At 57.3% G+C, this 21654-nt stretch carries 21 protein-coding genes; 5 read left to right on the top strand and 16 right to left on the bottom strand.

Going from position 1 to position 21654, the window contains the following annotated elements; translation table 11 throughout:
- Window positions 1-38: 38 nt before the first annotated feature.
- The 3 genes from nadR to serB all read right to left on the bottom strand — a co-directional run bounded on the left by nadR (window position 39) and on the right by serB (window position 3793).
- Window positions 39-1271: a multifunctional transcriptional regulator/nicotinamide-nucleotide adenylyltransferase/ribosylnicotinamide kinase NadR gene (nadR, locus tag FND52_RS13765; protein ID WP_125293773.1), complete on the bottom strand. Its 1233-nt coding sequence runs from the start codon at window positions 1269-1271 to the stop codon at window positions 39-41.
- A 155-nt stretch (window positions 1272-1426) separates the two neighbouring features.
- Entirely contained in the window at window positions 1427-2809 is a 1383-nt protein-coding gene (gene radA, locus FND52_RS13760) for a DNA repair protein RadA (RefSeq protein ID WP_125293774.1), read from the bottom strand.
- 12 nt (window positions 2810-2821) lie between these two features.
- Complete coding sequence (serB, locus tag FND52_RS13755) at window positions 2822-3793, bottom strand: phosphoserine phosphatase (protein ID WP_144131379.1); 972 nt, start codon at window positions 3791-3793, stop codon at window positions 2822-2824.
- A gap of 105 nt (window positions 3794-3898) precedes the next feature.
- Between serB and FND52_RS13750 the strand changes: the two genes are divergently transcribed.
- Window positions 3899-4540, top strand: a complete 642-nt coding sequence (locus FND52_RS13750; protein WP_125293776.1) for a YtjB family periplasmic protein — start codon at window positions 3899-3901, stop codon at window positions 4538-4540.
- Between the two features lie 24 nt (window positions 4541-4564).
- Window positions 4565-5581: a lipoate--protein ligase gene (gene lplA / locus FND52_RS13745; RefSeq protein ID WP_144131377.1), complete on the top strand. Its 1017-nt coding sequence runs from the start codon at window positions 4565-4567 to the stop codon at window positions 5579-5581.
- 27 nt (window positions 5582-5608) lie between these two features.
- On the opposite strand, the gene kch is transcribed toward lplA, so the two are convergent.
- From kch to deoC, 5 genes are all read right to left on the bottom strand, one after another.
- Window positions 5609-6793, bottom strand: coding sequence for a voltage-gated potassium channel protein (gene kch / locus FND52_RS13740; RefSeq protein WP_144131375.1), 1185 nt, complete (start codon window positions 6791-6793; stop codon window positions 5609-5611).
- Between the two features lie 129 nt (window positions 6794-6922).
- Window positions 6923-7642 (bottom strand): purine-nucleoside phosphorylase, encoded by a 720-nt coding sequence (gene deoD, locus FND52_RS13735; protein WP_125293779.1) that lies wholly within the window; start codon window positions 7640-7642, stop codon window positions 6923-6925.
- Between the two features lie 53 nt (window positions 7643-7695).
- Window positions 7696-8919 (bottom strand): phosphopentomutase, encoded by a 1224-nt coding sequence (gene deoB, locus FND52_RS13730; protein ID WP_144131373.1) that lies wholly within the window; start codon window positions 8917-8919, stop codon window positions 7696-7698.
- 98 nt (window positions 8920-9017) lie between these two features.
- Window positions 9018-10340, bottom strand: coding sequence for a thymidine phosphorylase (gene deoA, locus FND52_RS13725; RefSeq protein WP_144131371.1), 1323 nt, complete (start codon window positions 10338-10340; stop codon window positions 9018-9020).
- 56 nt (window positions 10341-10396) lie between these two features.
- Window positions 10397-11176, bottom strand: a complete 780-nt coding sequence (gene deoC / locus FND52_RS13720; protein ID WP_125293782.1) for a deoxyribose-phosphate aldolase — start codon at window positions 11174-11176, stop codon at window positions 10397-10399.
- Between the two features lie 265 nt (window positions 11177-11441).
- On the opposite strand from deoC, the gene FND52_RS13715 reads away from it, so the two are divergent.
- Both FND52_RS13715 and FND52_RS13710 read left to right on the top strand, forming a co-directional pair.
- Window positions 11442-12992 carry a YjjI family glycine radical enzyme gene (locus FND52_RS13715; RefSeq protein WP_144131369.1) on the top strand — a complete coding sequence of 517 codons (1551 nt, stop codon included), beginning with the start codon at window positions 11442-11444 and terminating at the stop codon, window positions 12990-12992.
- Entirely contained in the window at window positions 12964-13827 is an 864-nt protein-coding gene (locus FND52_RS13710; RefSeq protein ID WP_144131367.1) for a YjjW family glycine radical enzyme activase, read from the top strand. The genes FND52_RS13715 and FND52_RS13710 overlap by 29 nt, the downstream gene beginning before the upstream one ends.
- Here the strand turns inward: FND52_RS13710 and FND52_RS13705 are convergent.
- From FND52_RS13705 to FND52_RS13670, 8 genes are all read right to left on the bottom strand, one after another.
- Window positions 13822-14598 (bottom strand): TatD family hydrolase, encoded by a 777-nt coding sequence (locus FND52_RS13705; RefSeq protein ID WP_144131365.1) that lies wholly within the window; start codon window positions 14596-14598, stop codon window positions 13822-13824. The two genes, FND52_RS13710 and FND52_RS13705, sit on opposite strands and share 6 nt — an antisense overlap.
- Window positions 14595-15671, bottom strand: coding sequence for a patatin-like phospholipase family protein (locus FND52_RS13700; protein ID WP_144131363.1), 1077 nt, complete (start codon window positions 15669-15671; stop codon window positions 14595-14597). The genes FND52_RS13705 and FND52_RS13700 overlap by 4 nt, the downstream gene beginning before the upstream one ends.
- A 195-nt stretch (window positions 15672-15866) precedes the next feature.
- The gene (locus FND52_RS13695) at window positions 15867-16028 is read right to left on the bottom strand and encodes a DUF1328 domain-containing protein (RefSeq protein WP_002437547.1); all 162 of its coding nucleotides are present in this window, start codon (window positions 16026-16028) and stop codon (window positions 15867-15869) included.
- 130 nt (window positions 16029-16158) lie between these two features.
- Window positions 16159-16782, bottom strand: a complete 624-nt coding sequence (gene osmY, locus FND52_RS13690; RefSeq protein WP_125293787.1) for a molecular chaperone OsmY — start codon at window positions 16780-16782, stop codon at window positions 16159-16161.
- A gap of 416 nt (window positions 16783-17198) precedes the next feature.
- Complete coding sequence (prfC, locus tag FND52_RS13685) at window positions 17199-18788, bottom strand: peptide chain release factor 3 (protein ID WP_144131361.1); 1590 nt, start codon at window positions 18786-18788, stop codon at window positions 17199-17201.
- A 96-nt stretch (window positions 18789-18884) separates the two neighbouring features.
- Window positions 18885-19562 (bottom strand): pyrimidine 5'-nucleotidase, encoded by a 678-nt coding sequence (gene yjjG / locus FND52_RS13680; protein WP_144131359.1) that lies wholly within the window; start codon window positions 19560-19562, stop codon window positions 18885-18887.
- Window positions 19563-19586: 24 nt separating this feature from the next.
- Complete coding sequence (gene rimI, locus FND52_RS13675) at window positions 19587-20030, bottom strand: ribosomal protein S18-alanine N-acetyltransferase (protein WP_125293790.1); 444 nt, start codon at window positions 20028-20030, stop codon at window positions 19587-19589.
- Window positions 19999-20412: a DNA polymerase III subunit psi gene (locus tag FND52_RS13670; RefSeq protein ID WP_125293791.1), complete on the bottom strand. Its 414-nt coding sequence runs from the start codon at window positions 20410-20412 to the stop codon at window positions 19999-20001. The genes rimI and FND52_RS13670 overlap by 32 nt, the downstream gene beginning before the upstream one ends.
- Before the next feature lie 126 nt (window positions 20413-20538).
- On the opposite strand from FND52_RS13670, the gene rsmC reads away from it, so the two are divergent.
- Window positions 20539-21570, top strand: a complete 1032-nt coding sequence (gene rsmC / locus FND52_RS13665) for a 16S rRNA (guanine(1207)-N(2))-methyltransferase RsmC (protein ID WP_125293792.1) — start codon at window positions 20539-20541, stop codon at window positions 21568-21570.
- Window positions 21571-21654 lie beyond the last annotated feature (84 nt).

Below are 21654 nucleotides of genomic sequence, written 5' to 3'. Positions count from 1 at the left end.
TTCAGGGAAACCACCGTTATACGGTTTCCCTGATTCCCTTATCCCGCCTCACCCATCAAATCCTTCACCAGCTCGACGCAGCGCAGAAAACGACTGTCGTAATCCGGTTCCTGAACGTGCACATAGCTGATGTTGTTCTCGTTGAGCATCTCCACCAGCAGCGCCTGGAAGGTATGGCGGTCCACCGAACTGCCCAGGCTGCGCAGGCCGTCGGCCACCCACGGGGTGTTGTTTTCCAGCAGGATCACCAGGTCAAATCGGTATTCGTCGATCAGCGCCTGCACGAACGGATGTTCGCGCCCTTCGTACTTCTTGCAAAACGCCTGGGTAGTGACGAAATCGGTATCGATAAACGCCACTTTATTGGCGTATTTCACCGCAAAATCAATGTACTGGGCGTGGCCGAGGGCGATTTTGTCATAGTCGGAATACTGTAACGCCATTTCATCGCCACCCAGATGGGAGAACACGTAGTCGCGGCCATATTCCCAGGCGCTGGTGGTGTTGAAGATATTAGCCAGCTTGTTGACCAGCATCGATTTGCCGCTCGACTCACCGCCTAAGATTGCCACGGTGCGCACGAAAAACGGCTTCACTTCGGTAGGAATGTATTCCCAGTAGCGGAACGGGTTTTCGCGGATCTGCCCGCCGCTGATGTTCATAAAGGTGCGTTTCGGGTCGATCAACACCGTTTCGATGCCCAGATGCTGGAGATACTGCGACGCGTCGCTCTCTTCGGAAGTGTAGATCCAGTCCGGCTCAATGCCCTTCTCGGCCATAAACGCGGAGATCCCCTCGCTCCAGACGTCCCAGCCGTGCGGGTAAGGCTCCATGCCCTCTTCGTTAAACGCGTGGATGCGGATGTTTTTCTGGTACTTGAAGGTCTGTAGCAGCCAGCGCAGGCGATCCGGCACCGTCGGCTGCTGGGACATGGCGCTGTCTTCAAACAGCGCCCGGTCGCGGGTTTCATCGAAACCCATAATGATATGCAGTTCATCCACCTGGCTACAGGCGCGCTGGATCAGGTAGATGTGGCCGGTATGCAGCGGATAAAACTTACCGAACACCACACCGACGCTTTTTTGACGGCGCGGGAACTCCAGGCCGAGAAAACGGTGCAGCGCTTCCAGCTTCTGGGCGCTGGGACTTTTGATTTTGGCGTTCAGCAGCTGGCTAAGATAGCCTTTGGTCATCCCGCTGGCGTCCGCCACCTGTTGCAGCGTGCAGCCCTTCTGGCGAATGGCGGTTTTTAAATAGTCGAATGATGACAAGATGCGCTGCCTCCCTTACTTATTCCGCGATCGTTCGCTGCTACTAAGTCTAGCGGCAAACGCGTCAATGCCAGGAGGATACTTGAGTAAACGTCTGAGGTGAATGGTAAATATTCACAGGCGGCGCTGCCGCCGCCTGAATCAGAGCGGGAAAGTCACAGGTCGTTGAAGATATCCAGCGCGTCGGCGAGTTTTTTCACGCCAAACACCTGCATGCCTTCCGGCGCTTTTTTCGGAACATTGGCTGCCGGCACGATAGCACGACGGAAGCCGTGTTTCGCCGCTTCGGAAATGCGTTCCTGACCGCTGGGCACCGGACGGATTTCCCCCGCCAGACCCACTTCGCCGAATACCACCAGATCCTGCGGCAGTGGGCGATCGCGCAGGCTCGATACCATTGCCAGCAGCAGCGCCAGGTCGGCGCTGGTTTCGGTGACCTTCACGCCGCCAACCACGTTCACGAACACGTCCTGATCGGACATCTGCAAGCCGCCGTGGCGATGCAGCACCGCCAGCAGGATCGCCAGACGGTTTTGTTCCAGCCCCACCGCCACGCGCCGTGGGTTGGCCATCATCGACTGATCCACCAGCGCCTGGATTTCCACCAGCAGCGGGCGCGTGCCTTCCCATACCACCATCACCGAGCTGCCGGAGGTGACTTCATCGCCCCGGCTCAGGAAGATAGCGGACGGGTTGCTGACTTCACGCAGGCCCTGTTCGGTCATGGCGAACACGCCCAGCTCGTTTACCGCGCCGAAGCGGTTTTTATGGCTGCGCAGGGTGCGGAACCGCGAGTCGGCATCGCCGTCGAGCAGCACCGAGCAGTCGATGCAGTGTTCCAGCACTTTCGGCCCGGCCAGCGAACCGTCTTTGGTGACGTGGCCAACCATAATAATCGCCACATCGCGGGTTTTGGCGAAACGGGTCAGATAGGCGGCAGTTTCACGCACCTGCGCCACGCTGCCCGGCGACGACTGAATATCCGCCATATGCATCACCTGGATGGAGTCGATCACCATCAGGCGCGGCTGCTCCTGCTCGGCAATCAAACAGATCTGTTCGATGCTGGTTTCCGACAACATATTCAGGTTATCGGTCGGCAAACCGAGACGATGGGCGCGCATCGCCACCTGCTGGAGAGATTCCTCGCCGGTGACGTACAGCGTTTTCATGTTCTGGGCCAGCCTGCACAGCGTTTGCAGCAGCAGGGTGGATTTGCCCGCGCCGGGGTTACCGCCGATCAAAATGGCGCTGCCCGGCACCACGCCGCCGCCCAGCACCCGGTCGAACTCTTTAAAGCCGGTGGAAAAGCGCGGCAGCGCCTCAAGGCTGATGTCGGAAAGTTTCTGGACTTTCGATACACCCGCGCTGCCCGCGTAGCCGGAAAGCCGTTCATTACGCGCAACCGTGGGCGACGCCGCCAGACGCACTTCGGTGATGGTATTCCAGGCGTGGCAGGCGCTGCATTGCCCCTGCCAGCGCGGATAATCCGCACCACACTCATTACACACAAACGCGCGTTTTGGGGCTTTAGCCACCTTTTACCTCGTTTATTTCTTGTTCAGACTGCCTGACAGAATACAGAATACGCCCATCAGGTCCGCATGGCGGATGGTCACTTCGGTTTTTTCATTCACCTTGGGTTTGGCATGGTAGGCAATGCCCAACCCGGCCGCCTGGATCATCGGCAGATCGTTGGCGCCGTCGCCGATCGCCACGCACTGGGCAATCGGCACTTCATATTTTTCCGCCAGATTTTTCAGGGTCTGCGCTTTGAACTGCGCGTCGACGATCTGACCGATCACCTGACCGGTTAGTTTACCATCCCGGATCTCAAGTTCGTTGGCCACCGTGGCGGTTAAGTGCAATTTTTCGCGCAAATAATCGGCGAAGAAGGTGAACCCGCCGGAGGCAATCGCCACTTTCCAGTTCATGGCCTGTAGCTTGAGCACCAGCGAGGTCAGGCCCGGCATCAGCGGCAACACATCGCGCACCTGGCGCAGGATTTCCGCATCCGCCCCTTCCAGCGTGCCGACGCGTAACCGCAGGCTGGCGGTAAAGTCCAGCTCGCCGCGCATGGCGCGTTCGGTCACTTCCGATACCAGTTCGCCAGTACCCGCCAGTTTGGCGATCTCATCAATGCACTCGATCTGGATGGCGGTGGAGTCCATGTCCATCACCAACAGGCCCGGGGTTTTTAAATGGGGGATCTTGCCGAGCGGCGCGACGTCCAGGCCGTTATCGTGCGCCAGACGGGTGGCGCGCGGGGTCAAGGATCCCGCCAGGCGGATCACCTGATAATCTTCCACACACCAGGCGGTAACGATCACCATCGCCGCGCCCAGCTTGCGCTGATATTCGGTCAGACGGCCCTTATCCAGATCTCTGCCATACAGAAGCCAACCGCTGCGTCCGGCGTGATAATCCAGCGGCATCACTTCATCGCCACTTAATGAAAGCGGTAACCCCGGCCAGAGAGAAACATCGTTCGGCAGGTCGCACCAGGTCAGACTGTTAGGCATTAACGCTCCTGAAATCGGTTTGATACGGGTAAAAACAACGCATGAGGCTACCTTGAGTCCGGCGCTTCTGGCAACATTAAGATTCATTTTTTCAGCAGGTGGATTATGGCCCGTACCCGCTTTAAATTTAGACTGCATCGCGCAGTGATTGTGCTTATCTGTCTCGCGCTGCTGGTGGCGCTGATGCAGGGGGCAAGCTGGTTTAGCCAGAGCCATCAACAGTCGCGCAATATCCAGCTGGAAGAACTGGCCCGAACGCTGGCGCGCCAGGTCAACTATACCCTGCTGCCGTTGATGAAAAGCGAAAACCCGGACGAAAAACGCGTTGGCGCGATCCTCAGGCAGTTAACCGATGAGAGCCGGATTCTCGACGCCAGCGTGTACGATGATAAAGGCGAGATGGTGGCACGCGCCGGGGAGAGCGTCGAGGTGCGCGACCGGCTGGCGCTGGACGGCAAACGCGCGGGCAGCTATTTCAGCCAGCAAATCGTTGAGCCGATCGAGGATAAAAGCGGCCCGCTCGGCTACCTGCGCATCACGCTCGACACCCACTCGCTGCCCACCGAAGCCAAACAGGTGGATAACACCACCAATATTTTGCGCCTGATGCTGCTGTTAGCGCTGGCGATCGGCATCGTGCTGACGCGCACCCTGTTACAGGGTAAACGTACGCGCTGGCAGCAATCGCCCTTTTTACTGACGGCCAGTAAAGACGTGCCGGAAGAAGACGTGAGCAAAAAAGAATAACCATTTGATGAAGGGATATCGCTTGTGAGTACCCTGCGGCTACTGATTTCAGACTCGTATGACCCCTGGTTTAACCTCGCGGTGGAAGAGTGCATTTTCTGCCAGATGCCCGCTACCCAGCGGGTGCTATTCCTGTGGCGCAATGCCGATACCGTGGTGATTGGCCGCGCCCAGAATCCGTGGAAAGAGTGCAACACCCGGCGCATGGAGCAGGACAATATTCGCCTGGCGCGCCGCAGCAGCGGCGGTGGCGCGGTGTTTCACGATTTAGGCAACAGCTGCTTTACCTTTATGGCGGGTAAGCCGGAATACGATAAAAGCATCTCCACCGGTATCGTGCTGGCGGCGTTAAACGCGCTGGGCGTGCAGGCATCGGCCTCCGGGCGCAACGATCTGGAAGTCGCCACGCCGGACGGCCCGCGTAAAGTGTCGGGTTCCGCCTACCGGGAGACCAAAGATCGCGGGTTCCACCACGGCACGCTGCTGCTGAATGCCGATCTCAGCCGTCTGGCGAACTACCTCAATCCCGATGAGAAGAAGCTGAAGGCTAAAGGCATCACCTCAGTGCGCGGGCGGGTGGCGAACCTCAACGATCTCCTGCCGGGGATCACCCATCAGCAGGTGTGCGACGCCGTCAGCGAGGCGTTTTTTGCCCATTATGGCGAGCGGGTCGCGCCGGAAGTGATCTCTCCAGACGCCGTCCCGGATCTGCCCGGCTTCGCCGAGACCTTTGCCCGCCAGAGCAGTTGGGAGTGGAACTTCGGCCAGGCCCCGGCGTTTACCCATACGCTGGATGAGCGCTTCGGCTGGGGCGGCGTGGAGCTGCATTTTGACGTCGAGAAAGGCCACATCACCCGCACCCAGGTGTTTACCGATAGCCTGAATCCGGCCCCGCTGGAGGCGCTCGCCAATCGGTTACAGGGCTGCGTCTACCAGGCCAACGCGTTAAAGCAGCAGTGCGAAACGCTGATCATCGACTTCCCTGACCATGAAAAAGAGTTGCGCGACGTGGCGCAGTGGATGGCGGACGTAGTGCGTTAATCCCCCGCAACGCCCTCACGGGCGTTGTTACTCGCTCTCTTTACTCTCCGTAATATCGCCAAAGAACAGCGCGGTGATCAGCTTGTTGTCGATAGGCTCACCGTTCAGGGTACGCACCAGCAGTTCGCTGCCCAGGGTTTGCAGCGAAAACACCATATCCGGCTGAACGCGTTTAATTTTTTGCAGGTTTTTACTGGCATTGACCACCGAGATGGTTTTACAGCCCGCGCCCGCCACGTCTTTGGCGGCCAGTACGATAAACGCGTTTTCGGCGTCATCATCGCGCAGCGCCAGGATGTATTTCGCTTTTGCCGCCCCGGCTTTAACCAGCTCATCGGCGTTCGACGGGTCGCCGGAAATCAGGTCGCTATCCGGCGGGTACTCATGGGCGATATGCGGCGGAACAATCACGGTAACCGCTTCGCCGCGCGCTTTTAAGCCGTGGTAAACGCTAAGCGCCAGCGGCGACGCACCGGCAATAATAAAGTGGTTTTTACGCATCACGTGTGAAATCCGCCCTGTGACGATTCGTTTTAAATTACCGCCAATCACCGGCCCGATAATGGCGCTGATTGACGTCGCAAAGACGGTGATGCCCATAACGATCACCGAGACGGTAAACAGCCGCGCCGTGGAGGTGACCGGGACAATATCCCCGAAACCCACCGTCGACATGCCGACAATCACGAAGTAAAACGCCGTGGGCATATCCATAATCGCTGGCGCGAACTCCTCGCCCAGATACAGCGCGCCCATCACCGCATACAGCAGCAGCGAGACAAAGCTCACCAGCGCGAACAATCCGCCCGCCGCCAGGCTGGCGCGATCGAACTGCCGCCAGAAGCCAATCAACAGCAGCATCAGCGCCAGCGCGCCGAGGCTGAGAGCCGGGTTTCCCTGTGGGGAGAGAAAGTTAAACGCGCTGGTGACCAGCAGCAACAGCAGCGAGAACACCCAGGCGGTGCGGGCGCGCAGCAGCAGCCCGAAGGCCATCAGGATCAAGCCAAGTCCCAGCACAAACTGCGGAATGTCGAGCAAGCCCAGCACCGACAGCGCCTCTTTCCAGGTGCTGAAACTGTGCATCTGGGGCAGCACGTCCACGGTTCTCAGCAGGACCGGATGCAGAAACAGATAGCCGCAGGCCGCCACCAGAATGGCAAGCAGTCCGTGAGGTGAAAACAGGGCCAGGCAGCGGTGGATTATTTTTTTCACAACAAGTGGTTATTCCATGTATCCGTGGTGTGAATGCATGAATGATAGCCGTGCGGCGAGGGGTTTGAAACAGTCGGGCGCGAGAAACCAAATTGCCAGCCTGGGATGGCTGGCATTGAGAAAAAAAAATTACGCTTTGTCGCCTAACAGCACGGATTCCAGCGCGATTTTGATCATGTCGTTGAAAGTGGTCTGGCGTTCTGCCGCGGTGGTCTGCTCGTGGGTACGGATATGGTCAGACACGGTGCAAATGGTCAGGGCTTTAGCGCCAAATTCCGCCGCGACGCCGTAGATGCCTGCCGCTTCCATTTCTACACCCAGGATGCCGTATTTTTCCATCACATCGAACATCTGCGGGTCCGGTGAATAGAACAGGTCCGCCGAGAAGATGTTACCGACGCGCGCTTCCACGCCCAGCGCTTTTGCCGCGTCAACCGCGTCACGCACCATGCCGTAGTCGGCAATCGCCGCGAAATCGTGATCCTTAAAACGCAGGCGGTTTACTTTGGAATCGGTGCAGGCACCCATGCCGATTACCACGTCACGCAGTTTCACGTCAGCGCGTACCGCGCCGCAGGAGCCCACGCGAATGATCTTCTTCACGCCAAAATCGGTGATCAGCTCTTTGGTGTAGATGGAGCAGGACGGAATGCCCATGCCGTGGCCCATCACGGAGATTTTACGGCCTTTGTAGGTGCCGGTGAAACCCAGCATGCCGCGCACGTTGTTTACTTCACGCACGTCTTCCAGGAAGGTTTCCGCGATATGTTTCGCACGCAGCGGGTCACCCGGCATCAGAACAACGTCAGCGAAATCACCCATCTCTGCATTAATGTGTGGCGTAGCCATGAATTTATCCCTTTTTAGAATGGTTAATCAGGGCGGACAGGCCGCCCCGTCAATCACAACATGTTTTTGCCGTATTCCATGTCGGACGTGCCGAAGTATTTGGCGACGGTCTGGCCGATATCCGCGAAGGTTTCGCGGTGGCCCAGCGAGCCTGGTTTGACTTTCGGGCCGTAGATCAGCACCGGGATATGCTCGCGGGTGTGATCGGTGCCTTTCCAGGTCGGGTCGCAGCCGTGGTCGGCGGTCAGGATCAGGATGTCATCCTCACCCACCAGCTCCATCAGCTCCGGCAAGCGGCGGTCAAACAGCTCCAGGCCGCCCGCGTAGCCCGCCACATCGCGGCGGTGACCCCAGGAGGAGTCAAAGTCCACGAAGTTGGTGAACACGATGGTGTTGTCGCCGGCGGCTTTCATCTCTTTCACCGTGGCGTCAAACAGCGCATCCAGACCGGTGGCTTTCACTTTTTTGGTGATGCCGCAGTTGGCGTAGATATCAGCGATTTTACCTACCGACACCACGTTGCCGCCCTTCTCGTCCACCAGCTTCTGAAGCACGGTCGGCGCTGGCGGTTCAACGGCCAGGTCATGGCGGTTGCCGGTACGCTGGAAGTTACCCGCTTTGTCGCCGATAAACGGACGCGCGATCACGCGGCCAATGTTGTAACCGCCTTCGGTCAGCTCTTCACGGGCGATTTCACACAGTTCATACAGGCGATCCAGCCCGAAAGTTTCTTCGTGGCAGGCAATCTGGAATACCGAGTCGGCAGAGGTGTAGAAAATCGGCTTGCCGGTTTTCATGTGCTCTTCGCCCAGTTCGTCGAGGATCACGGTGCCGGAAGAGTGGCAGTTACCGAGATAGCCCGGCAGGTTTGCGCGCTCAACCAGTTTATCCAGCAGCTCCTGCGGGAAGCTGTTGGTGTGATCGCTGAAGTAGCCCCAGTCGAACAGAACCGGTACACCGGCGATTTCCCAGTGGCCTGACGGAGTATCTTTGCCGGACGACAGCTCGTGCGCCCAGGCGTATGCGCCAATCACTTCTGCGTTGCCGTCCATACCGGCGGCAATTTTGCCGGTGGAGCCTTCATGGGCTTTCACCAGACCAAGACGTGTTAAATTCGGTAAGTTCAGCGGGCCTTTACGGCCATGATCCGCTTCACCTTTTGCGCAGGCTTCAGCAATGTGACCGAGGGTATCAGAACCCACGTCGCCAAAACGCTCTGCATCTTCAGTCGCGCCAATACCGAATGAATCCAGTACCATAATGAATGCACGTTTCATATTTTCTCCGTACGTTGCGCTGTTTAACGCCCTGTGGCGTTAAAAAATGCGATCAGATCAGTATACCCGAATGCGGCTCGCCCAGGAAGCGAGGACGGTTACTGGCTGATTCTGCGATAAACCACCGGCGTGTCTTCAGCTGCGGTGTCGCCCACTTCAATCGCTGCTTTAACGGCTTTAGCCGCTTCCTGCCACGAGGCTTCGTTTTTGGCGTGGATAATCGCCAGCGGACGCTGGCCGTCAACGCTGTCGCCCAGGCGCGCCATATCGGTAAAGCCGACGCTGTAGTCAATCGGATCGGAAGCCTGACGACGGCCGCCGCCCATGGACACCACCGCCATACCCAGTGCGCGGGTATCCATGGCAGAGACCACGCCGCTGCGATCGGCGTACACCGCTTTGCTCAGGGTCGCGGCAGGCAGGTATTTGTCGTAATTTTCCACGAAATCCGCCGGGCCTTTCTGGGCGCTGACCATACGGCCAAACACCTCTGCAGCCTTGCCGTTATCCAGCACCGCCTGTAGCTGTTTACGGGCGTCGGCTTCATCACGGGCCAGACGACCAGAGATCAGCATTTCCACGCACAGCGCCATGGTGACGTCGAACAGGCGCGGGTTGCGGTAATCCCCCGTCAGGAACTGCACGGCTTCGCGCACTTCCACGGCGTTACCCGCGCTGGACGCCAGCACCTGGTTCATATCAGTGAGCAGCGCGGTGGTACGCACGCCTGCGCCGTTGGATACGCCGACGATCGCTTCCGCCAGCGCTTCAGAGAGTTCATAAGTCGGCATAAACGCACCGCTGCCCACTTTCACGTCCATCACCAGCGCATCCAGCCCTTCCGCCAGTTTCTTGGCGAGGATCGAGGCGGTGATCAGCGGAATAGAATCCACGGTGGCGGTAATATCGCGGGTCGCGTAGAAGCGTTTATCCGCCGGAGCCAGCGAGCTGGTCTGGCCGATAATCGCCACACCGACGTCTTTAATGATGGCGCGGAAACGGGCGTCATCAGGGAAAATATCAAAGCCCGGAATGGCTTCCAGTTTATCCAGCGTACCGCCGGTATGGCCGAGGCCGCGCCCGGAGATCATCGGCACGTAGCCGCCGCACGCCGCCACCATTGGGCCTAGCATCAGGGAGGTTACATCGCCCACGCCGCCGGTGGAGTGTTTATCCACAATCGGGCCGTTGAGATTCAGGCTCTTCCAGTCCAGCACGCTGCCGGAATCGCGCATCGCCATGGTCAGCGATACCCGCTCGGGCATCGTCATATCATGGAAAAAGATGGTCATTGCCAGCGCGGCAATTTGCCCTTCTGAGACGGTGTTATCGCGGATCCCGTTAATGAAAAAGCGAATTTCTTCGTCGCTGAGCGCGTGGCCATCACGTTTTTTGCGAATAATTTCTTGAGCGAGGAACAAGGTAACCCCCAGAGATAGCAGATTTTAGGCGGCGGTTGCCCGCCGCAGGAAAGGAATTAGTAGCTGCTGGCGCTTTTGCCGTCGCCGTGGCCCAGCGCTTTCAGCAGGCTGGCTAACAGGCTGGACGCGCCAAAGCGATAGTGACGGGCATCCGCCCAGTCCGCGCCGAACAGCTCGTCGGCAATCGCCAGGAATTTCTGCGCGTCTTCGGCAGTACGTACGCCGCCAGCAGGCTTAAAGCCCACGGTTTTCTGCACGCCCATATCGCGGATCACTTCCAGCATGATGCGCGCGCTTTCCGGCGTGGCATTGACCGGTACTTTACCGGTAGACGTTTTGATGAAATCGGCACCTGCTTTGATGGAGATTTCAGAGGCTTTACGAATCAGCGCTTCTTCTTTCAACTCGCCGGTTTCGATGATCACTTTCAGCAGCACGTTGGCGGCGGCGCAGGCGTCTTTACAGGCTTTCACCAGTTCGAATCCTACCTGCTCGTTACCGGCGATCAGCGCGCGGTACGGGAATACCACGTCCACTTCGTCTGCGCCGTAAGCGATGGCCGCGCGAGTTTCTGCCAGCGCGATCTCGATATCGTCATTGCCATGCGGGAAGTTGGTGACCGTCGCGATGCGGATATCCGGGGTGCCCTGCTCTTTCAGGGTTTTACGGGCAATCGGAATAAAGCGCGGGTAGATGCAGATCGCCGCGGTATTGCCCACCGGAGTTTTGGCCTGATGGCACAGCGCGATGACTTTCTCGTTGGTGTCGTCATCGTTCAGGGTGGTTAAGTCCATTAACTGCAATGCGCGAAGGCTGCTTTTGGTTAAATCGGTCATGTGTTTCTCCAGATGGAAGCCGGGTTCGCCGGTTCATTAATCACCGCGCGGAATGTTATTATTCTAACATTTACTCGCGCTTACTCTTAGACAGACGTCACAGTTATGGAAATCGATTCAACTCGCCATACACCGTACATGTGACGCAATTCAAAATTTTCACGACGGTTCCGTCGTTCAGTGCGCGATGTGGGTGACAGGATCAAAAGCACATTGCGTGAATGGCTTTACATTGGCGTCACTGTCAACATGGAAGGAACACATCATGTCTGCACTTTCTCAATCAGGGCTGCTGGAACGTTGCCAAAATATTGTGACCTCGTCAGGGCTTTCCCCGGCGCAGAAGCGCCATTTTCTGGCGCTGGAAGCCGAGAATGCGCTTCCCTACCCTATTCTTCCTGAAGCGGCACGTCAGGCGCTGGCGGACGGCGTCATCTGCGATATGTTCGAAGGCCACGCCCCGTACAAACCCCGCTATGTACTGCCCGATTACGCCAAATTTCTCGCCCAGGGCAGCGAATGGCTGGAGCTGCCGCCCGCCGAAGATTTCGACGATGCGCTGGCGATGCTCACCATTCTTTACCACCATGTCCCGTCGGTAACCTCGATGCCGGTGTTCCTGGGGCACCTTGATTCCCTGCTCACGCCCTATGTTAAAATTCTAACACAAGATGAAATCGATCTGCGCATAAAACGTTTCTGGCGCTATCTCGATCGCGTCCTGCCGGATGCGTTTATGCATGCCAATATTGGCCCGCAGGATTCGATGGTGGCGCGAGCGATATTACGTGCTGATGCCGAGCTCAAGCAGGTTGCGCCTAATCTGACCTTTATTTATGACCCGCAGATTACACCGGACGATTTACTGCTCGCCGTCGCCAGTAACATTTGCGAATGCTCTAAACCCCACATCGCCAACGGCCCGGTGCATGATAAAATTTTCACACCCGGGAATTACGGCATCGTCAGCTGCTATAACTCGCTGCCAGCGGGCGGCGGCGGCAGTACCCTGGTGCGAATTAACCTCAGCGAAGTGGCGGCGCGCAGCCACAGCATTGACGACTTCTTTGCCCGCGCGCTCCCTTATTATTGTGAACAACAACGGGACATCATCAACGCGCGCTGCGCATTTCTGTATCAGGAGTCGAACTTCTTCACGGAAAGTTTCCTGGTGCGTGAAGGGCTGATCGACCCGGATCGCTTTGCGCCGATGTTTGGCATCTACGCGCTGGCCGAGGCGGTGAACGTATTGTGCGATAAAGCCGGAATTGCGGGCCGTTACGGAAAAGACGCCGCAGTCAACGAGCTGGGCTACCGCATCAGCGCCGCGCTGGCCGCGTATGTGGAAAACACGCCGGTCAGGTTTGGCTGGAATCGTCGAGCCCTACTGCATGCGCAGTCCGGTATCAGCAGCGACACGGGCACCACGCCCGGCGCACGTCTGCCGTATGGCGACGAGCCCGATCCGATAACCCATTTGTTGGCCGTTGCGCCGCATCATCGCCATTACCCGTCAGGCATCAGCGATATTTTGACGCTCGACGAAACGGTGAAGCGCAATCCGCAGGCGGTGGTCCAGCTCTGTCTGGGCGCATTTAACGCCGGGATGCGCGAGTTTACTGCTAACGTCAGCGGCAACGATCTGGTGCGGGTGACCGGCTATATGGTGCGTTTATCCGATCTGGAAAAATACCGTGCCGAAGGATCGCGAACCAACACCACCTGGCTGGGCGAAGAAGCCGCCCGCAATACCGGGATCCTGCAACGTAAACCGCGCGTGGTCAGTAATGAGCAGCAGATGCGCTTCGATCAATAAGATCCTGCCGTTCTCCTGCGTGGATGGGCCGGGCAGCCGCCTGGCTCTCTTCCTGCAGGGCTGCAACCTGCGCTGCAAAAGTTGCCATAACCCGTACACTATCGCGCTGTGCGATCACTGCGGCGACTGCGTTCCTGGCTGCCCCGAGCAGGCGTTAACCCTGGCCGACGGGCGGGTGGTATGGGATGAAAACCGCTGCGCCCAGTGCGATACCTGTCTTAAGGGCTGTGCTTCACAGGCCAGCCCGATGGCCCGCACGCTGAGCGTTGACGAAGTCTTAACCCAGATCGAACGCGCCGCGCCGTTTATTGAGGGCGTCACCGTGAGCGGCGGTGAAGCCACCACGCAACTGCCGTTCGTGCGCGATCTGTTTGCGGCGGTTAAAGACCATGCCGCGTTGCGCCACCTCACCTGTCTGGTAGACAGCAACGGCGAGCTGGGCCAGCCAGGATGGGGAAAACTGCTGCCGGTGATGGATGGCGCGATGCTGGATCTCAAAGCCTGGAGTCCGGAGCGGCATCGGTTTCTCACCGGACGCAGCAATGCGCGGATCGTCAACAGTATTCGCTTTCTGGCTGCACAGAAAAAACTGGCGGAACTGCGGCTCTTGCTCATCCCCGAGCACAGCGACTATCTACAGCACATCAACGAATTAAGCGCTTTTCTGAAGGGGCTGGGACCGGTGCCGGTGCGCATCAATGCGTTTCATCATCACGGCACTTATGGCGAGGCGCGGACGTGGCGGGCGGCCAGCAGGCAGGACGTGGAGCAGTTAGCCAGCGCGCTACGCCTGCGCGGCATTAGCGATATCGTGTTACCTGCGCTCTATTTATAAATCAAACACCTGATGGGTATTCGCCAGAATGGCGGCGGCAATCTGATCCGGCGCTTCGCTACGCAGTTCGCACAGCGTTTCAAACACCAGCGCGATCCGCTCCGGGCGATTAGGCTGGCCCTGCCAGCCGTTAAGCGGCATATCCGGGGCATCGGTTTCCAGCAATAATGCTTCCAGCGGCAGTTGCGCCATCACATCGCGGGTTTTGCTGGCGCGCGGATAGGTAATGGTGCCGCCCACGCCGATCTTATAACCCAGACCGATAAAGCGTTCCGCCTGTTGCAGGCTGCCGGCAAAGCCGTGCACCACGCCGGTACGCGGCAGATCGTGGCGCTTAAGGTGCATAGCCAGTTTGTCGTGGGTGCGGCGCGAATGGAGGATCACCGGCAGATCGTAACGTTTAGCGAGCTGGAGTTGCCGGTCGAGATACCATTCCTGGCGCTCGAACTGCGGATTGTCGCGATACAGATCCAGCCCGATCTCCCCCACCGCCACCAGCTTATTCGCACGCTGCGCCAGCCGTCGGTCAAGCGCGTCAAGCGCCGCTTCGGTGTGGTTTTCAATGACTATTGGATGCAGGCCCAGCGCGGCGTAGATTGCCGGATGCTGCTGTGCGAGCTTAAGAACGGTATCGAAACGCGTTTCATCAATTGCAGGCAGGATAAGTTTTTCTACGCCCGCCTCAGCGGCGCGCGCGATGGCTGAGGCTTCATCACCGGTAAACGGCGGAAAATCGAAGTGGCAATGGGTATCGATAAAACGGCGGGTCACGCCAGATCCTCATTTTCAAATGCCGGATCGTTGGCCTGCGGCGCGTTAACCAGCGTGGCGTCGACGGCGTCGTTGGCGACAGTGGCGGGCGGCACCACCACCACCGGCGCAGGGGTAACCACGCGCGGAACGTGACGCAGCACCGGCGGCGTCGGCACCAGCAGTTTACCCACCGTAGCCAGGAAATAGCGCCCGCATAAACGGCCAATCTTATAATCGTCCAGCAGCGTCGGGACGCGGCTGCCCAGCGCCATGCTCTGTAACGGCTTCGGCGGATAGATTTCGAAAATGCGCAGTTTACCCGGCGGCTTTTCAATAAATTGCTGGATTTCCCGATAGGTCTTTTCGTGATGCTGGACCAGATTCAACAGCGGTTGCAGGCTGCTGTCGGTCATCCAGCGCTCCATGCGCTTGAACCACTGCGGGGTGTAGTACATCTGCGACGGCACGGTGCGGATCACCACCAGGGTATTGGCCCCCAGCCGGGCCGCTTCGCGCACCGGAACCGCATCGCTGATGCCGCCATCCTGATAGCTGATGCCGTCGAGCATCACGCCGGTGCGGTAGAAGCCGGGAATGGCGCTGGAGGCGCGCAGGATATCCAGCCAGGTGGCGTTAGTCGGCGAAAAATAGCCCGGCGAGTAGTCATCGCTACGGCAGGCGCACATATAGAAAGCTTTGCCGCCGTCAAACAGTCGCGCGGCGTTGTCCATCGCCAGCGGCATTTTGCTGGCGGTCGCTTCGGTTAACCAGTCGAGATCGATCAGATTGCCGCCGCGCACAAAGCGCACCGGATTGAAAAATTCGCGGCTGGTGGTGTAGCGGGTGATCACCCGGCGCGCGTAGCCCGGTTGATTACAGAGATAAGCTGAGAGGTTTTGCGCACCGGCAGAGGTGCCAAGGAAAGTGTCGAACGGGTTGAAATTTGCGCGCATGAATTCGTCCAGCACGCCGGCAGTGAAAATCCCACGCTGCCCGCCCCCCTCGCACACAAGGGCAAGCTTTCCGGGACGAAACGGTTTTAACGCAAGCGGCGCGATGTTGCCGAGCGTAACGGGTATACGTTGTCCCACCCTGCTTTCCTGATTATTGTTGTGCTGGTAAACGGAATAATCCGCCAGCAATCAACATGTTAGTTTTTCTTACGCCATAAACAAAAAGATACCACGCGAAGGGCAACGCTAACAACCCGCGTGGGGCGCAACGGTAAAACCGTGAAAGCCAGTCGCATTGACTGGCTTTCCGGTTACCTGTTGCTAGTGGTCACACTATGGACGTCTGCGGCCCATAAACAGGCTGACCAGGAACAGAATAATACCGACTACGAAAACAATTTTCGCTGCGCCAGCCGCTGTACCGGCCAGACCACCAAAGCCTAAAGCCGCGGCAATCAACGCAATCACGAGAAAAATAATGCCCCAACGAAACATAAGACTCTCCTTTACCATAGTTTAATTGCTACCGCTTCTGAGCAAGCTCAGCTTGCTGGCGGTGTTATCTGGTGGTGATGCTTACCATCTCTCCCGGCGCTCACCGGGAGAGGGGGTTTCGTGGTGTGAATTACTCAACTTTCAAATCGTTTTTAACGCTTTTCACACCATCAATGGCTTTGGCGATGCTCTCAGCACGCTCGGACTGTGCTTTGGACTCAACCGTACCTGAAAGCTGTACCACGCCATCGGTGGTCTCAACCTTCACTTTTCGTGAAGGAACGATGTCATCGGCCAGGAATTTGGCTTTGATTTCACTGGTGGTGGCGGCATCACCTGCATAGCCTTTTGCAGAGTCGGTTTTCGACTCGGATTTGCCATCACGCACATGCAGTTTGTCGCTTACTGAGTCGACGCCTTCAACGCCTTTGGCGATTTTCACGGCCTGTTCGGCCTGCGCCTGACTTTCTACGAAGCCGCTCAGGGTGACAACTTTCTTATCGGTTTCTACCGAAATATCGGTGCTCTTGATGTTCTCATCGTCCACCAGAGCCGCTTTTACTTTCGCTGTGATAGCACTGTCATCCATGAAATTACCGACTTTATTCATAGAGTTATCGATTTTTTGCCCTGCGCTATCCGCCGTTGATTCGACTTTGTTGGAGGTTTCGGATGCAGCCAGCGCGGAACCGGAAGCCAGTGCAGAGCCCAACAAAACAGCCATCAGAGTTTTTGAAATCTTAGTCTTATTCATCGATTCATTCCTGTAGGTTTGCTCAGAATTTGAGCCTTGAGCTACTTAGTGAGTAGCCTCTCCTTAAACGGCAACGCCATCTCGGCAGTTGCTAAACCACTAAGAATCAACGGATTACAGTAGAAACAGTCCTGTTCACTACTTTATTACATCTCATTGACATTCTTAGTTTTTAATATCGTGATTGAAACCAATATCAGGATTAACGGTCAAAAACCTTAAATTAGATGACACATTAACCCGGCAATCTGTTCTTCACTTTGTTAAATATAGATCACAATCTTGAAAACGCCTGGTTGACTGCGCGAAAAATGAGCAAACCGGCGGCAAACGAAGGAAATTAAGAACAATCCGCAAGGGACTAAAAAGACAGGGAAAGTGACGGGACGCGGCGTGTGCCGCGTCCTGAGAGAGGATTAGTGCTCGCGGGTTTTACGGAACGTGACGTCAGGGTAGCGTTCCTGCGTCAGGTTGAGGTTAACCATGGTTGGCGCGATGTAAGTCAGGTTATCGCCGCCATCCAGCGCCAGCTGAACTTCGTTCTTCCGCTTAAACTCCTCGAACTTCTTAACGTCGTTGCTTTCCACCCAACGCGCGGTCGCCACGTTGACCGATTCGTAAATCGCTTCAACGTTGTACTCGCTTTTCAGGCGCGCCACGACCACGTCAAACTGCAGCACACCCACCGCGCCCACGATCAGATCGTTGTTGGCGATCGGACGGAACACCTGTACCGCCCCCTCTTCGGAAAGCTGGACCAGCCCCTTAAGCAGCTGTTTTTGCTTGAGCGGATCGCGCAGACGAATACGGCGGAACAGTTCCGGCGCGAAGTTCGGGATACCGGTGAACTTCATCATTTCGCCCTGGGTAAAGGTATCGCCAATCTGAATGGTGCCGTGGTTATGCAGACCGATGATGTCGCCCGGATAGGCTTCTTCCACGTGGGAACGGTCACCCGCCATAAAGGTCAGCGCGTCGGAAATCACCACGTCTTTGCCGATTCGCACCTGGCGCAGCTTCATACCCTTTTCGTATTTGCCGGACACCACGCGCATAAACGCCACGCGGTCGCGGTGTTTCGGGTCCATGTTGGCCTGGATCTTAAACACGAAGCCGGAGAATTTCTCTTCCTGGGCTTCAACTTCGCGGGTGTCGGTTTTACGCGGCATTGGCGCAGGCGCCCACTCCACCAGGCCGTCCAGCATATGATCCACACCGAAGTTGCCCAGCGCAGTACCGAAGAAGACCGGGGTGATTTCGCCGCTCAGGAACAGCTCCCGGTCGAACTCGTGCGAAGCGCCCTGCACCAGTTCCAGTTCGTCACGCAGCTGCGCCGCCAGATCTTCACCCACCGCCGCATCGAGATCCGGGTTGTTCAACCCTTTAACAATGCGCACTTCCTGGATGGTGTGGCCTTTACCGGTCTGGTAGAGGTAGGTTTCATCTTTATAAAGGTGATAGACGCCTTTAAACAGTTTGCCGCAGCCGATAGGCCAGGTGATCGGCGAGCAGGCGATTTTCAGTTCGCGCTCGACTTCATCCAGCAGCTCCATCGGGTCGCGAATGTCGCGGTCCAGCTTGTTCATAAACGTCAGGATCGGCGTGTCGCGCAGGCGGGTAACTTCCATCAGCTTGCGGGTACGATCTTCAACGCCCTTGGCGGCGTCGATAACCATCAAACAGCAGTCCACCGCCGTCAGGGTACGGTAGGTATCTTCGGAGAAGTCTTCGTGGCCCGGGGTGTCCAGCAGGTTCACCAGGCAATCGTGATACGGAAACTGCATCACGGAGGTGGTAATAGAAATACCACGCTGCTTTTCCATCTCCATCCAGTCGGATTTCGCATGCTGGTTGGAGCCGCGGCCTTTTACCGTACCGGCGGTCTGGATCGCCTGTCCGAACAGCAGCACCTTTTCAGTGATGGTGGTTTTACCGGCATCCGGGTGCGAGATGATGGCAAAAGTGCGGCGCTTGGCCACCTCTTGCAAATAAGGAGACAACGTCATAATTAAATCTTCTTCATAAGGGCATGGGCAGGCCATGCGACTGGAAATCGAAAATGCGGCTATTTTACCTGGCTGGTAATCTCAGACAATCAGTGTTTAGTGTTTACACAACAGCTGCTCCAGTTCACTTAACGACGAAACCTGCCAGGTGGGCTTGATCTCTGGCGGCAAGGTGCGTCCGCTTGAGCTCAGCCAGCAGGTCGCCAGCCCGGCATTGATGCCGCCCAGAATATCGGATTCCGGCGTATCGCCCACCATTAATACGTGCGAGCGCGGCGGGTTGCCCATTTTCTCAAAAGCATAATCGAAGATCCGCGCATCGGGTTTGGCTACGCCAACCTGCTCGGAAATCACTAGTAAATCAAAATAGTCGCGCAGGCCGGTGCGCTCCAGGCGAATTTCCTGCAACGCGGTAAAACCGTTGGTGATGATACCCAGTTTCACTTTGCCTTTCAGGGCGTTAAGCAAGGATACCGCGCCCGGCAGCGGGGCGCAGATTTCCGCCATTGCGTTCAGGAAGGCGTCATTCAATGTGCCTGGGGTGACGTTTAAACGATCGGACCAGCTTTGAAAACGGTTATGTTGCAGCTGCAGCGCGGTAATCGCCCCGTTCTGGTAATCGACCCACAACGGCTTATTGATGGCCTGGTAATCCTGGAAATCTTCAGCAGTAAACGTCACGCTGTAGTCGAGAAACATCCGCTGTAAACCGCCGAACGAGTCAAAAGTAAACAGCGTTTCGTCAGCATCAAACAGTATCCAGTCCCAGTTCATCACATCACCTGTCTTGTTGTGTTATCAACCCAATGGCAGGGCCATGATAATAGCGTCTTCACGGCCATCCGCAGTGGGGTAGTAATTGCGGCGTATTGTCGCTTCGTTAAAGCCGAGGCTCTCATAGAGCGCGATAGCGGCGGCGTTAGAGGCGCGGACCTCCAGCCAGAGCGTAAACACGTCACGCTGTTCCAGTTCGCGAATCAGATGCTCCAGCAGCGCTCGCCCCAGCCCACGGCGTTGATACGCCGGATCGACGGCAATATTGAACAGCGTCGCTTCATCCAGCACCACCTGGGTAATGGCAAATGCGGCCATCTGGTCCGCCACATCCAGCCGAAAATTGAGGTAACGCTCGCCCTGGTTGCTGGCAAAGGTTTTTTGACTCCAGGGGAACGCGTGGGCGCGCTGTTCAATGGCAAATGCCCGGTCGAGGTCACTGCTCGTGAGTAAAGAGATCGTGTTCATGTTCGCAAATGTGTTGCCATAATGCGGCGCGCGCCGCGGGATCTGCACGCAGTTCATCCAGCGTTTGGGTGCGTAGCGCCGTGCCTGCCAGCGACGTCAACGGCTCCACGCCCAGCCACAGGCTTACGCAATGGCTGTCAGGCGGCAGCATTTCCACCCGATCAGGGGTGAGCGCCAGAACCCGATCGGGGCTGATGCCAAGGGCCAGCAGCAGATCGCGGATCAGCGGCGAGGTTAACGCCGGAAGCGTCTGCGCCACCATCACCAGACGAATATGGGCGGGCAGCGAGATGGCGATTTCGCCCTGCAATGCCGTCGGGCGACGCAGCACCCACTGGGTGATGCCCAGTTGCTGTAATTGCCAGTCGCGTCGGGATGTCATCGCAAAGCCTGCCTTATTGCCGGAAGGGCGCAAATATAGCAAATCCACGCCGCCTGCGCCAACAAAGGTGCAGCCGGAAGCGGGTCAGGGTTATAATCGCCGCCTACGTTTATACAGGAGAGTTTCATGTCTGCTTTTACCCCGGCAAGCGAAGTCTTGCTGCGCCACAGTGATGATTTTGCCGAAAGCCGCGTGCTGTTCGCCGGAGATCTTCAGGACGACCTGCCCGCCCGGTTTGAAACCGCAGCCAGTCGCGCTTTCACGCAATTTTATCACCACTGGCAGACGCTCTCCCAGACGATGGGCGACAAGGCGCAGTACGGCCTGACCGTGGATGCCGATTTTATCGCTGACAGCGATACCCTGATCTACTACTGGCCGAAGAATAAGCCGGAAGCGCAGTTCCAGCTGATGAATCTGCTGTCGCTGATGCCGGTCGGCTGCGACGTGTTCGTGGTGGGCGAAAACCGCAGCGGCGTGCGCAGCGCCGAACAAATGCTGGAGACGGTGTGCCCGCTGAATAAAATCGACAGCGCGCGCCGTTGCGGGCTGTACCATGGCCGTCTGGAAAAACAGCCGACCTTCGATGCTGACGCGTGGTGGGGTGAGTATCAGCTTGATGGGCTGACCATCAAAACAATGCCGGGCGTGTTCAGCCGCGATGGGCTGGATGTCGGCAGCCAGTTGCTGCTCTCCACCTTTACGCCGCACACCAAAGGCAAAGTGCTGGATGTAGGTTGCGGCGCAGGCGTGCTGTCGGTGATGCTGGCCAGCCATTCGCCGAAAGTGCGTTTAACACTGACCGATGTGGGTGCCTCGGCAGTCGAAGCCGCGAAGGCAACGCTGGCGGCTAACCAGATGGAAGGCCAGGTGTTTGCCAGCAACGTTTATTCCGATGTGAATGGCCGCTTCGATATGATCATCTCTAACCCGCCGTTCCACGATGGGATGCAAACCAGCCTTGACGCGGCACAGCAGCTGATCCGCGGCGCGGTACGCCATCTGAATATCGGTGGTGAGTTGCGCATTGTGGCTAACGCCTTCCTGCCCTATCCGAACGTGCTGGATGAGGCGTTCGGCAACCATGAAGTGCTGGCGCAAACCGGGCGCTTTAAGGTCTATCGCGCCGTAATGGGCCGTGGCGCGAAGAAGCGCTAAACCTGACGGGTGTCGCTTTTTAAGCCAATCAGGAAAGCGACACCAAATTAACTGTTGACGACGCTCAGAAAACATCTAGAATGC

Source organism: Atlantibacter subterraneus (genome assembly GCF_007570865.1).
GTDB classification, from domain to species: Bacteria; Pseudomonadota; Gammaproteobacteria; order Enterobacterales; family Enterobacteriaceae; genus Atlantibacter; species Atlantibacter subterraneus.
Note: the sequence above shows the minus strand (reverse complement) of the source record. Positions and strands in the feature narration are given on the sequence as shown.

Coding starts and splice junctions, on each gene's coding strand:
- FND52_RS13695 (WP_002437547.1), bottom strand. CDS start 16,028: ATGTTTCGTTGGGGCATTATTTTTCTCGTGATTGCGTTGATTGCCGCG.
- yjjG (WP_144131359.1), bottom strand. CDS start 19,562: ATGAACTGGGACTGGATACTGTTTGATGCTGACGAAACGCTGTTTACT.
- serB (WP_144131379.1), bottom strand. CDS start 3,793: ATGCCTAACAGTCTGACCTGGTGCGACCTGCCGAACGATGTTTCTCTC.
- FND52_RS13750 (WP_125293776.1), top strand. CDS start 3,899: ATGGCCCGTACCCGCTTTAAATTTAGACTGCATCGCGCAGTGATTGTG.
- rimI (WP_125293790.1), bottom strand. CDS start 20,030: ATGAACACGATCTCTTTACTCACGAGCAGTGACCTCGACCGGGCATTT.
- osmY (WP_125293787.1), bottom strand. CDS start 16,782: ATGAATAAGACTAAGATTTCAAAAACTCTGATGGCTGTTTTGTTGGGC.
- FND52_RS13710 (WP_144131367.1), top strand. CDS start 12,964: ATGAGCAGCAGATGCGCTTCGATCAATAAGATCCTGCCGTTCTCCTGC.
- deoC (WP_125293782.1), bottom strand. CDS start 11,176: ATGACCGATTTAACCAAAAGCAGCCTTCGCGCATTGCAGTTAATGGAC.
- deoD (WP_125293779.1), bottom strand. CDS start 7,642: ATGGCTACGCCACACATTAATGCAGAGATGGGTGATTTCGCTGACGTT.
- prfC (WP_144131361.1), bottom strand. CDS start 18,788: ATGACGTTGTCTCCTTATTTGCAAGAGGTGGCCAAGCGCCGCACTTTT.
- FND52_RS13670 (WP_125293791.1), bottom strand. CDS start 20,412: ATGACATCCCGACGCGACTGGCAATTACAGCAACTGGGCATCACCCAG.
- deoB (WP_144131373.1), bottom strand. CDS start 8,919: ATGAAACGTGCATTCATTATGGTACTGGATTCATTCGGTATTGGCGCG.
- rsmC (WP_125293792.1), top strand. CDS start 20,539: ATGTCTGCTTTTACCCCGGCAAGCGAAGTCTTGCTGCGCCACAGTGAT.
- FND52_RS13715 (WP_144131369.1), top strand. CDS start 11,442: ATGTCTGCACTTTCTCAATCAGGGCTGCTGGAACGTTGCCAAAATATT.